Below are 12011 nucleotides of genomic sequence, written 5' to 3'. Positions count from 1 at the left end.
CGCGGGCTCAATACGGCTTCAGCGTGTCTCGCCCGGCGTGCCGTCGCTTGCCGGTGTGCTGTCGGGCGTCAGCCTGCGCAGCGGCAGTTCCCACGGCCGTCGCACCGCCGGCAGGCTCAGCAACGGGATGAGCAATGCGGTCAGGGTGATGCTGACGAACACCACGACGAAGCTGAAGTCCTGCATCAGCATGCCTTCCTCGATGCCGTACTGCAGCGGCACCCCCGCCAGTACCGCGGCGGCGAGCCCCTTCGGCGCCATCACCGCCATCACCGGCCCTTCGCTGCGCGGCGTGTTGCGGTCGGCTACGAAGTTGATCAGCAGCAGGCGCAGCAGGTAGATGCCCAGCACCAGCGCGCCGGCGATGGCAAACAGGCGCCAGTCGGTAAACTCCAGCGCCAGGCCGAGATAGATGAAGAAGAACACCTTGAGCAGGAACACCCATTCGCGGAAGTAACCCAGATCGGCGCCGGACAGCGCCGGCAGCTTGCCCAGCCGCGCCAGGCCGAGGCGCGAGCGGTTGGTGAGGGTGATGCCGAAGGCCAGCACGGTGATGGCACCGGAGATCTGCAGGTGTTCGGCGGCGCCGTAGAGGATCATCGCAAAGGCGATGGAGGCGAACAGGCTCGCGGGGATGCGCCGCACGGCGCGCAGGATGAGCAGCCAGCACACCCCGCCGGCCAGCCCGGCGAGCACCGCCAGCCCCAGCGACTGGGCGATGCCGAAGCTCATCGGCCCGAGCGCCAGCTCGCCGTAGCGCTTGGCGTCGAGCAGCGCATATACCGCGACGATGCACAGCACGTCGGTGAGCGCGGACTCCATTACCAGCACGGTGGAACTGCGCTCACTCATGCGCAGGCCCTGCACCATGGGGATCACCACCGCGGACGAGGTGCCGCCCAGCGTGCCGCCCAGCACCAGCGCGAGCAGCAGCGGCAGGCCGAAGAGCAGGTGGCCGATGGCGGCGACCACCGCCATGGTGCCGAAGAAGGATGCCAGGGTGAGCCCCAGCGTGCTGGACAGCGAGCGCCGTAGCGTGGTCAGGTGCAGCGAGGTGCCGCTCTCCAGCAGGATCACGATCAGCGCCAGGGTGGCCAGCACCGGCCCGGCCTTGCCGAAGTCGTCGCCCTCCGCCCAACCCAGCACCGGGCCGATGAGGATGCCGAGCAGCATCAGCAGCAGCACGTCGGGTATGCGCGTGCGATCGAACAGCGCCCGGAACAGGTAGGCGAGAAAGACGATCAGTCCGAGGGAGAAGAAGGTCAGGGCCATGCGTCCTGGGTCCGGAAGGCGTCCGTGCCGGATAGGCGGTGGGCCATGCTACACCATCGCGACGGCGGTTCCGGAGGGGGTCCGGTAGAATGCGCACTTTGCCGCACGTTTGACGGTTCGCAGACACATGGACGAAAGCACGGTAGACAAGTTCATCGCCGAGATCACCGGGGGCGATGCCACCCTGATGCTGATCACGCAGATCTTCCTGGTGGTGCTGGCGGTGGTGGTGGCCAATTTCTTCCTGCGCCGCGCGCTGGCGAAACTGGAAGAGCGCACCCTGCATACCGCCACGCCGTGGGACAACGCCCTGGTGTCGGCGGCGCGCAAGCCGCTCACCGTGCTGGCGTGGATCATAGGCATTGCCTTTGCCGCGCAGATCGTGCACACCGAGACCGATGCGGCGATCTTCGAGGCGGTTGGTCCGGCGCGCACGGTCGGGGTGATCGCCTGCATCACCTGGTTCCTCATCCAGTTCATCCGTAACGTGCAGGACAGCATCGTGCAGCAGCGCGTGGCGCGTGGCGAACCGGTGGACCGCACCACGGTGGACGCCATCGGCAAGCTGTTGCGCGTGTCGGTGCTGATCACCGCCACCCTGGTCGGCTTGCAGAGTCTGGGTTTTTCGATTTCCGGCGTGCTCGCCTTCGGAGGCATCGGCGGCATCGCGGTGGGTTTCGCGGCCAAGGACCTGCTGGCCAACTTCTTTGGCGGGCTGATGGTGTATCTGGATCGTCCCTTCGCGGTGGGCGACTGGGTGCGCTCGCCGGACAAGGAGATCGAGGGTACGGTGGAGGAGATCGGCTGGCGTCTCACTCGTATCCGTACCTTCGACAAGCGCCCGCTCTACGTGCCCAACGCGGTGTTTACCCAGATCACCGTGGAGAACCCCTCGCGCATGACCAACCGGCGCATCTTCGAGACCGTGGGCGTGCGCTATGACGATCTGGATCGGGTGGAGGCTATCGCCGCCGGCATCAAGGCCATGCTGCGTGAGCACCCCGATATCGACCAGAGCCAGACCATGATTGTGAACTTGAACAAGTTCGGCGCGTCCTCGCTCGACATCATGGTGTACACCTTCACCAAGACCACCGCCTGGGTGCTGTTCCACGAGATCAAGCAGGACGTGATGTTGAAGATTGCCGACATCGTTGCCGCACATGGCGCCGAGATTGCCTTCCCGACCCGCACCCTGCACCTGCCCGAAGGTGTGCATGTCGACGGGCCGGCCGCGGAGGCGGCGCTTGCCGCCGCTGCGGCGCCCGCGAGTGCGGCATGAGTGCCCATCTGGGTTTTGCCGCCTTTGCCGCGGTGGGCATCGGCGCAGCCTGCGGCGCCTGGCTGCGCTGGGGGCTGGGCCTGCTGCTCAATGGTCTGTTCCCGCTGCTGCCTCTCGGCACGCTGGTGGCCAACCTGTTGGGCGGTTTCCTGATGGGCGTGGTGCTGGCGGTGATCCAGGCCTGGCCGGCAATGAGTCCGGCACTGAAGCTCTTGATGACCACCGGCGTGCTGGGCGGGCTGACCACCTTTTCGACCTTCTCCGCCGAGGCCTTTCACCTCGTCCAGCGTGGTGAGTGGGGCTGGTTCGCCGGCCACCTGCTCGCCCATGTGGCCGGTGCGCTGCTGATGACCTGGGCCGGCTATACCTTGTTCAATGCCTTGCGCAGCTGATCCGCATCGCGTTCCGCCGTATCGATGACCTCTTCCTCGTCCCCGCAGGCCGCGCCGCGCGCCGCGTTGAACACCGATGACTGCCTGGCCGCCGACCGCGGCCGCCTGATCGGCCTGGCGCGTGCGTTGCACCGTGCCACCGGCGACAAGCGGGCGAAGCTGCAGGCCGACCTGGAGGCGCTGCTGGAACGCTCGCGCGCCGCGGTGGCTGCGCGCCGCGCCGCCCTGCCGGTGCCCGACTTCCCCGCCGATCTGCCGGTCAACCAGCGCCGCGAGGAAATCGCCGCGGCGATCGCCGCGCACCAGGTGATCATCGTGTGCGGCGAGACCGGCTCCGGCAAGACCACCCAGCTGCCCAAGATCTGCCTGGCGCTGGGGCGTGGCGTGCACGGCCTGATCGGCCACACCCAGCCGCGCCGCATCGCCGCGCGCAGCACCGCGGCACGCATCGCCCAGGAGCTGAAGAGCGAGCTCGGCCAGGCGGTGGGCTACAAGATCCGCTTCACCGACCGCCTCAGCCCGGCGTCGAGCATCAAGCTGATGACCGACGGCATCCTGCTCGCGGAAACCCAGGGCGATCCCTGGCTGTCGGCCTACGACACGCTGATCATCGACGAGGCCCACGAGCGCAGCCTCAACATCGACTTCCTGCTTGGCTACCTGCGCACCCTGCTGCCGCGCCGCCCGGACCTGAAGGTGATCGTCACCTCGGCCACGCTGGATGCCGAGCGCTTCGCCCGCCACTTCGCCGATGCCGCCGGTCAGCCGGCGCCGGTGATCGAGGTTTCCGGCCGCCTCTACCCGATCGAGATGCGCTACCGCCCGGTCGCCGAGGACGACGGCGACAGCGCCAACGCCAATACCAACTCCCCCGCGCGACGCGACGCGAAGAAGCGCGACCTCTACGAAGCCCTGGTCGACGCGGTGGACGAGGCGCAGCTGAGCGGCCCCGGCGACGTGCTGGTCTTCCTGCCCGGCGAGCGCGAGATCCGCGAGGCCGCCGAAGCCCTGCGCCATGCGCATCACGCCGCCGGCACCGAGATCCTGCCGCTGTTCGCCCGCCAGTCGGCGCAGGAGCAGGCGCGGGTGTTCGCCGGCTCCAAGGGGCGGCGCGTGGTGCTGGCCACCAACGTGGCGGAAACCTCGCTCACCGTGCCCGGCATCCGCTACGTGGTCGATACCGGCCTGGCGCGGGTCAAGCGCTACAGCTACCGCAACAAGGTCGAGCAGCTGCAGATCGAGAAGGTCGCCCAGTCCGCCGCGCGCCAGCGCGCCGGACGCTGCGGCCGGGTGATGGACGGCATCTGCTTCCGCCTCTATGACGAGGAAGATTTCGAGCGCCGCCCACCACACACCGACCCGGAGATCCTGCGCTCCTCGCTGGCCGGCGTGATCCTGCGCATGAAGGCCTTGAAGCTCGGCGCGGTGGAGGATTTCCCCTTCATCGATCCGCCCTCGCCGCGCATGATCGGCGACGGCTACCAGTTGCTCACCGAACTGGGCGCGGTCAGCGACGACGACGCGCGCGAGCTCACCGCGGTGGGGCGCGAACTGGCCAAGCTGCCGCTCGACCCCAAGGTCGGACGCATGATCCTCGCCGCGCGCGAGCGCGGCTGCCTGGCCGAAATGCTGGTGGTGGCCGCCGCGTTGTCGGTGCAGGACCCGCGCGAACGCCCGCAGGACAGTCCCGGCGCGGCCGATCAGGCGCATGCGCGCTTTCGCGGCGGCGAGCAGGACCAGCGCTCCGAATTCCTCTGGTACATCCATCTGTGGCGCGCCTGGAGCGAGGTGCTGCGCCACGAGAGCAGCAGCAAGCAGAAGGCCTGGTGCAAGAAGCACTACCTGTCCTGGTTGCGCATGCGCGAATGGCGCGATGTGCACACCCAGCTCCATGCCCTGTGCGCCGAGCACGGCTGGCATCCGGAGACCGCCGCCGAGGCCGTACCGCCGTCGCGCGGCGCCAAGGCCGCAGCGGGCGAGGCCGGCGCCGAACCGCGCCCGATCGCCTACGAACCCCTGCACAAGGCGCTGCTCGCCGGCCTGCTCGGTCACATCGGCTGTCGCGCCGAAGACGCCTCCGGGCCGCAGGCCGGCAGCTACCTGGGCGCGCGCGGCATCCGCTTCTGGCCGCACCCGGGTTCGGCGCTGGCGAAGAAGGCGGGCAAGTGGATCATGGCGGCCGAGCTGGTCGATACCACGCGCCTGTTTGGCCGCTGCCTGGCGCGCATCGAGCCGGAATGGGTGGAGGAGGTCGGCGCCCATCTGCTGCGCCGCCACGTCTTCGAGCCGCACTGGTCGAAGAGCAGCGGCGCGGTGCGCGCCTGGGAGCGAGGCACGGTGCATGGCCTGGTGCTCTATGCGCGGCGCGGGGTGTCCTACCGCGACACCGACCCGGCGCTGTGCCGCGAACTGTTCATCCGCGAAGGCCTGGTGCAGGGCGAAATTGCCGAGGGGGCGGCGCGCGCCATGCCCTTCCTGCGCCACAACCTCAAGCTGGTCGCCGAGATCGAGCGTCTGGAACACAAGAGTCGCCGCCCCGACGTACTGGTGGACGAGGAACTGATCCACGCCTTCTACGACGCCAAGCTGCCGCCCGAGCTGGTCGACCTGGCCAGCTTCGAGCGCTGGCGCAAGCAGGCCGAGAAGGCGGAGCCGAAGATCCTGCATCTGTCGCGCGAGCAGCTGATGCGCCACGAGGCCGAGGGCATCACCACCGAGCGCTTCCCGGCCCACTTCGAGGTGCTCGGCCAGACGCTCCGGCTGGCCTACCTGCACGCGCCAGGCGAGGCCGACGACGGCGTCACGCTGACCGTGCCGCTCGCCATGCTCAACCAGATTCCCGCGGCGCGCTGTGAATGGCTGGTGCCCGGCCTGCTGGAAGAGAAGGTCGCCGCGCTGCTGCGCACCGTGCCGCAGAAGCACCGCCACCGCCTGCAGCCGATCGCCGACAGCGCAGCGGCCTTCATGGCGCGGTTCGAGGCCGGCGAGCTGGACGTCGACGAGCCGCTGCTGCGCGCCCTGCAGCGCTTCGTCGAGGAACGCGTGTCGCTCAAGCTGCCGGCCGAGAGCTTCCGCGCCGAGAACCTCAAGCCGCACTGCTTCATGAACTTCCGCCTGGTCGACGAGCACGGCCGGGTGCTCGGCCAGTCGCGCAACCTCGCGGAACTGCGGGCCAAGTTCCGCGAGCAGGTCGCCAGCCAGTTCCGCGCCGCGCGCATCGAGGGTGTGGCTGCGCCAGCCACCGAGGTGCCGGTCGCAGCGGGGGCGAAGAAGGTCGCGCCGCCCGCGGTCACTGCACCTGCGGATGCCGAAGGCGGGCTGAGCGGCTTCACCGCATGGACCTTCGGGGCGCTGCCGGAACTGCTCGAAGTGCGTGTGGCGGGGCGTGAGGTGATCGGCTTCCCCGCCCTGCACGACGACGGCGAGAGCGTCTCGCTGCGTCCCTACGACACCCCGGAAGAGGCCGCACGCGTCCACCGCGCCGGGCTGGCGCGCCTCTTCGCCCTCAACCTGAAGGACCAGGTGCGCGCCATCGAGAAGCTGCCGGGCATCCGCGAGCTGGCGCTGCAGATGATGAGCTTCGGTTCGGAGACCGAGCTCAAGGCCCGCCTGGTCGCCGCCACGCTGCGCCGCTGCTGCCTGCTTGAGCCGCTGCCGGTGGACGCCGAAGCCTTTGCGCGTCGCTGCGCCGAAGCCAAGCCGCGCATCGCCCTGGTGGCGCAGGAGTTCATGCGTCTGGCCGGCCAGCTGGTGGCCGAGCACGGCGCGCTGCAGAAGCGCCTTGCAGGGCTGAAGACCTTCCCGGAGGCGGTGGCCGACATCCAGGTCCAGGTCGGCGCCCTGATGCCGAAGGATTTCCTGCTCGCCTATCCATGGGAGCGCCTGGCACAGTTTCCCCGCTATCTGAAAGGGGCGGCGAGCCGTCTCGACAAGCTGCGCAACAACCCCGCGCGTGACGCGCAACTTCTCGCCGAGTGGCGCGCACTCGCCCAGCAGTGGGAGCGCGAGTGCACTGCCAAGCGCCGCGCCGGGGTGGACGACCCGCAGCTCGAGGAATTCCGCTGGTTGCTCGAAGAGTTGCGCGTCGGCCTCTTCGCCCAGGAGCTGAAGACACCGATGCCGGTATCGGTGAAGCGCCTGCAGAAGATCTGGGATGCGCGCCCGCGCTGACCCTGCCGCAGGGCTTGACAAAACCATTGATGGGCGTGCCTGTTTCTGCTACGCTGCCCGGCTTTCCCTTGCCCCACCGGTCATCGCATGCCGGGGGGCTGCAATCAACCGCAAGGAGTCTACATGCGACACTACGAAGTTGTTTTCATCGTCCACCCGGACCAGTCCGAGCAGGTGCCGGCGATGATCGACCGCTACAAGGCGATCGTCACCGCCCGCGAAGGCCAGATCCACCGCCTGGAAGACTGGGGCCGCCGCCAGATGGCCTACCCGATCCAGAAGGTGCACAAGGCCCACTACGTGCTCATGAACATCGAATGCGACGGCGAAGCCCTGGCTGAGCTGGAGCACGCCTTCAAGTTCAACGATGCCGTGCTGCGCCACCTCGTCGTCAAGATGAAGAAGGCCGTCACCACCCCGTCGCCGATGATGAAGGAAGAGAAGTCGCGTTCGCTGACCGCTCCCGCCGCTGCCGGCGAGGAAGCACCGGCGAGCGAAACCGAATCTGCCTGAGGTGTCTGAGCCGGAGCTCAACCAAGTCCGCATCGACGTCGTGCTGGCCGAACTTCAGCCGCTGCGTCGAACCCCCGCCGGGGTGCCAGTGGTGAATTGCCTGCTGGCGCACCAGTCGCAACAGATCGAAGCTGCCGTGAAGCGTGAGGTTGCGGTGGAGTTGCAGGCGGTGGCAGTCGGCGAGCTGGCCAATGTGCTGGCGGTGGCGGCTCCAGGCGTGAAATTGCGGGCCAGCGGCTTTCTCGCAGCGAAGAGTCTGCGCAGCAGGGCGCCGGTGCTGCACCTGAACAAGATCGAATTTCTGGAAGGAAACTGAAAATGGCTTTCAAGCCCAAATCCAAGTTCAAGAAGAAGGACGACCGCGGTCGCGGTCTGTTCAAGCGTCGCAAGTTCTGCCGCTTCACCGCGGAGAAGATCGAAGAAGTCGACTACAAGGATGTGGACATCCTCAAGGACTTCATCACCGAGAACGCCAAGATCATGCCGGCGCGCATCACCGGCACCAAGGCCGGCTATCAGCGTCAGCTCTCCGTGGCCGTCAAGCGCGCGCGCTTCCTGGCCCTGCTGCCGTACACCGACCTGCACCAGTAAGAGGAGAACGGAAACATGCAGATCATTCTTCTCGAAAAGGTCGTGAACCTCGGTGGCCTCGGTGACGTGGTCAAGGTCAAGGACGGTTACGCCCGCAACTACCTGATCCCGCAAGGCAAGGCCAAGCGTGCCACCGCCTCCAACATGGCCGAGTTCGAAGCCCGTCGCGCCGAGCTGGAGCGCGCACAGGCCGAGAAGCTGGCTGCCGCCCAGGAACTGGCCGGCAAGCTCGAAGGCGTCACCGTCCAGGTGACCCGCAAGGCCGGCATGGACGGCCGCCTGTTCGGCTCGGTGAACAACGCCGACGTCGCCGAAGGCCTGGTGGCCCTCGGTTACGACATCGACCGCTCCGCCATCCGCATGCCCGACGGCGCCCTCAAGCAGGTCGGCGACGTGCAGCTCGAAGTGTCCCTGCACGCCGACGTGCTGGCTACCATCACCGTCTCGGTGCTCGGCGACCAGCAGTAAGCGCAAGCCTGCTTCGTCTGTCCCAGGGGGCTGCTTCGGCAGCCCCTTGTCTTTGGGGCGCAGCGCGCGTCGCTCCGCACGGGTAGAATCCCACCTTCGTCGCAGTTTCAGCACACCCCCCATGGCCACTTCCGCACGCAGCAGATTCCCAGATGGCGGCGCCGATCCGCAGATGAGCGCCCTCAAGCTGCCGCCCCATTCGCTGGAGGCCGAACAGTCGCTGATCGGCGGCATCCTGCTCGACAACGCGGCCTGGGAACGTATTGCCGACCTGGTCGGCGAGGTCGACTTCTACCGCGACGACCACCGGCGCATCTACCGCCACATCGCCCGCCTCATCGACCTCGGCAAGCCTGCCGACGTGGTGACGGTGTTCGAGTCGCTGGAAAAGAGCGGCGAGGCGGAGCAGGCCGGTGGCCTGGCCTACCTGGCGGAGATCGCCAACAACACACCGTCGGCGGCGAACATCCGCCGCTACGCGGAGATCGTCCGCGAGCGCAGCATCCTGCGCAAGCTGGTCGCCGTCGGCGACGATATTGCCGCCAGCGCGCTCGCGCCCTCCGGCAAGGATGCCAAGATCCTGCTCGACGAGGCCGAGGCCAAGGTGTTCGAGATTGCCGAGGCCGGCGCGCGCCACAGCAGCGGCTTCGTCTCCATCCAGCCCATCCTCAAGCAGGTGGTCGACCGCGTCCAGGAACTGTACGACCGCGACAACCCCAGCGACGTCACCGGCGTGCCGACCGGCCTGGTGGACCTCGACGGCATGACCTCCGGGTTGCAGCCCTCCGACATGATCGTCGTTGCCGGCCGTCCGGCAATGGGCAAGACTACCTTTGCGCTCAACGTTGCCGAGCATATCGCCGTCGAGTGCCGTCTGCCGGTGGCAATCTTCTCGATGGAAATGCCCGGCACCCAGCTGGCCACCCGTTTCATCTCCTCGATCGGCCGCATCGACCAGAGCAAGATCCGCTCGGGGCGCCTCGGCGATGAGGATTGGCAGCGCCTCACCGCGGCGATGGGCAAGCTCTACGAGGCGCCGATCTACATCGACGAGACGCCAGGCCTGAATCCCATCGACCTGCGCGCGCGCTGCCGCCGCCTGGCGCGCCAGTGCGGCAAGCTCGGCCTGATCGTCATCGACTACCTGCAGCTGATGAGCAGCACGCGCGACGGTGACAACCGTGCCGCCGAACTGTCGGAGATCTCGCGCTCGGTGAAGTCGCTCGCCAAGGAGCTGCACGTGCCGATCATCGCCCTGTCGCAGCTCAACCGCAGTCTCGAGCAGCGCCCCAACAAGCGCCCGGTGATGTCCGACCTGCGTGAATCGGGCGCCATCGAACAGGACGCCGACATCATCATGTTCATCTACCGCGACGAGGTCTATAACCCCGATTCGCCCGACAAGGGCACCGCGGAACTGATCATCGGCAAGCACCGTAACGGCCCGACCGGCACGGTGCGGATGACCTTCATCGGCGAAAGCACGCGCTTCGAGAACTACGCCGGCGGCGCCCCCGGGGGCTACTGAGGGCGAGCCGCGATCGCGCCCTCAGTCGGCCATCACACAGCGCTCGGCGGCCCAGGCGCGCAGGGCGGCGATTTTCTCCTCCATCACCACCGACAGGGGACGCGTGCGCCTGATCTCGGCGAGCAGCGTCGCGCTGTCAGGCTCGCGCCCGTCCGGCAGCGCTTCGTAAAGCGCCGCCACCACGGCCTGCTCGATCTCGGCACCGGAGAAGCCCGCGCTGGCGGCAACCAGTTCGGCAAGGGCGTAGTTCGCCGGGTTGAGGCGATGGCGGCCGAGGTGGATGCGGAAGATGGTGTCACGCGCCGGCGCATCGGGCAGATCGACAAAGAACAGCTCGTCGAAGCGCCCCTTGCGCACCAGTTCCGGCGGCAGCGCCTGCACGTCGTTGGCCGTGGCGACGATGAAGATGCGCGCACGGCGCTCCGCCAGCCAGGTCAGCAGGGTGCCGAGCACACGCCGCGACACCCCGCCGTCGTTGTCGTCGGTGGCTACGGCCTTCTCGATCTCGTCGATCCACAGCACCAGCGGCTGCATGTTCTCCGCGCCCTGCAGCGCTTCGCGCAACTTGCGCTCGGTCTCGCCCTGGAACTTGTCGTACAGCGCGCCGATGTCCAGACGCAGCAACGGCAGCCCCCATGAAGCAGCGGTAGCCTTGGCGGTGAGGCTCTTGCCGGTGCCCTGTACACCCATGATCAGCACCCCGCGGGGGGGCGGCAGACCCGGGCGCTCGACCTCGCCGAGAAAGATCGGCCGGCGCTGCGCCAGCCAGCGCCGCAGGCGCAGCAGGCCGCCGATGGCGTCGGGGGTGTCGACCACGCTTTCCAGGCTCAGGCCGGGCAGGGCGGTCTCCTTGTAACGTGCGGCGCGCGCCAGGTCCTCCCGGGTGAGGGCGCCGTCGTCGTGGATGGACTGGCGCAGCAGATGACGCACGTCCTCCTCGCACAGGCCGCTGACGTAACGCACCATGGCGTCCTCGACGGCGCCATCGCGGCGTGCCGGTTTGCCCTGGCGCGCATAGAGGGCGAACTCCTCTTCCATCAGCGCACGGATGCGCGCTTCGTCGGGCAAGGACAGGCGCACGCTGGCGGCGTGGCGGGCGAGCTTGGTGGGCAGTTCGAGGCGGGCGCTGATCAGTACCAGGGTCCGCCCGTCGATGGCATGGTCGAGGGCGATCTCGCGCAGCAGGCGCAGCACCACCGGATCCTCCATATAGGGATGGATGTCGAGCAGCACGTAGATGCCCTTCTGTCCGCGCTTGTCGATGAAGTCGAGGGCCTGGCCGAGCTTGCGGGTGTCCTCCACCGCATGCTCCCGCCGCTCGCTGCCGGCGCTGCCCTGGTTGCGCGGATAGTCGCCGACAATGCCGAAGCCACGCCCTTCCTGGCGGCCGCTGTCGCGCGGACCGTAGCGGAAGTTCGCATGCACCAGTCCGCTTGCCGCGGACCAGCGGTAGAGGGGAATGTCCAGACTGTTGCCGAGCTGCTCCAGGAGACGCAACGCACGCAGCTCTTCCATGGTTTCAATGACGATGATCGGCGTGCGGGAGCGCAGCAGGGCGGCAAGGTCGCGTTGATCGTTCATGGTGCGGCAGTTCGTGATGGATGACGGAAGGATTATCGTCGATCCCGCGCGCGCCTGTCGCGAAGGTGGCGGATAAAGTTCTTCGCGTTCCCTGTTGACACCCCTGATCGAGTGTCTATAATTCGCCCCTCTTCAGCGCCGAGCGGTGTTTTCCGGCAAGTCCGGAAACGGGCTCGGAGCGGCGAAGGGCGGTACTTTCAGCGGTTTTGCGGTT

At 67.8% G+C, this 12011-nt stretch carries 10 protein-coding genes; 8 read left to right on the top strand and 2 right to left on the bottom strand.

The window, feature by feature from the left end:
• Window positions 1–18: 18 nt before the first annotated feature.
• Window positions 19–1272: a cation:proton antiporter domain-containing protein gene (locus C8261_RS14250; protein ID WP_107494402.1), complete on the bottom strand. Its 1254-nt coding sequence runs from the start codon at window positions 1270–1272 to the stop codon at window positions 19–21.
• A 127-nt stretch (window positions 1273–1399) separates the two neighbouring features.
• Here C8261_RS14250 and C8261_RS14245 point away from each other — a divergent pair, with 127 nt between their 5' ends.
• The 8 genes from C8261_RS14245 (at window position 1400) to dnaB (ending at window position 10216) form a co-directional block, all read left to right on the top strand.
• The gene (locus tag C8261_RS14245) at window positions 1400–2554 is read left to right on the top strand and encodes a mechanosensitive ion channel family protein (protein ID WP_107494401.1); all 1155 of its coding nucleotides are present in this window, start codon (window positions 1400–1402) and stop codon (window positions 2552–2554) included.
• Window positions 2555–2562: 8 nt separating this feature from the next.
• Window positions 2563–2946 (top strand): fluoride efflux transporter CrcB, encoded by a 384-nt coding sequence (crcB, locus tag C8261_RS14240; protein ID WP_107494492.1) that lies wholly within the window; start codon window positions 2563–2565, stop codon window positions 2944–2946.
• A gap of 24 nt (window positions 2947–2970) precedes the next feature.
• Window positions 2971–7116, top strand: coding sequence for an ATP-dependent RNA helicase HrpA (gene hrpA / locus C8261_RS14235; RefSeq protein WP_107494400.1), 4146 nt, complete (start codon window positions 2971–2973; stop codon window positions 7114–7116).
• A gap of 123 nt (window positions 7117–7239) precedes the next feature.
• Window positions 7240–7629 (top strand): 30S ribosomal protein S6, encoded by a 390-nt coding sequence (gene rpsF / locus C8261_RS14230; RefSeq protein ID WP_107494399.1) that lies wholly within the window; start codon window positions 7240–7242, stop codon window positions 7627–7629.
• 1 nt (window position 7630) lies between these two features.
• Window positions 7631–7945, top strand: coding sequence for a primosomal replication protein N (gene priB, locus C8261_RS14225; RefSeq protein ID WP_107494398.1), 315 nt, complete (start codon window positions 7631–7633; stop codon window positions 7943–7945).
• A 2-nt stretch (window positions 7946–7947) separates the two neighbouring features.
• The gene (rpsR, locus tag C8261_RS14220; RefSeq protein WP_107494397.1) at window positions 7948–8220 is read left to right on the top strand and encodes a 30S ribosomal protein S18; all 273 of its coding nucleotides are present in this window, start codon (window positions 7948–7950) and stop codon (window positions 8218–8220) included.
• Window positions 8221–8235: 15 nt separating this feature from the next.
• The gene (rplI, locus tag C8261_RS14215) at window positions 8236–8688 is read left to right on the top strand and encodes a 50S ribosomal protein L9 (protein ID WP_107494396.1); all 453 of its coding nucleotides are present in this window, start codon (window positions 8236–8238) and stop codon (window positions 8686–8688) included.
• Window positions 8689–8809: 121 nt separating this feature from the next.
• A complete protein-coding gene (dnaB, locus tag C8261_RS14210) occupies window positions 8810–10216 on the top strand; it encodes a replicative DNA helicase (RefSeq protein WP_107494395.1) in 1407 nt (468 codons plus the stop codon).
• Between the two features lie 21 nt (window positions 10217–10237).
• Here the strand turns inward: dnaB and C8261_RS14205 are convergent, their stop codons facing one another.
• A complete protein-coding gene (locus tag C8261_RS14205) occupies window positions 10238–11797 on the bottom strand; it encodes an AAA family ATPase (protein ID WP_107494394.1) in 1560 nt (519 codons plus the stop codon).
• Window positions 11798–12011 lie beyond the last annotated feature (214 nt).

It is taken from the genome of Pseudothauera lacus (genome assembly GCF_003034845.1).
In the GTDB taxonomy this organism is placed as follows: domain Bacteria; phylum Pseudomonadota; class Gammaproteobacteria; order Burkholderiales; family Rhodocyclaceae; genus Pseudothauera; species Pseudothauera lacus.
Note: the sequence above shows the minus strand (reverse complement) of the source record. Positions and strands in the feature narration are given on the sequence as shown.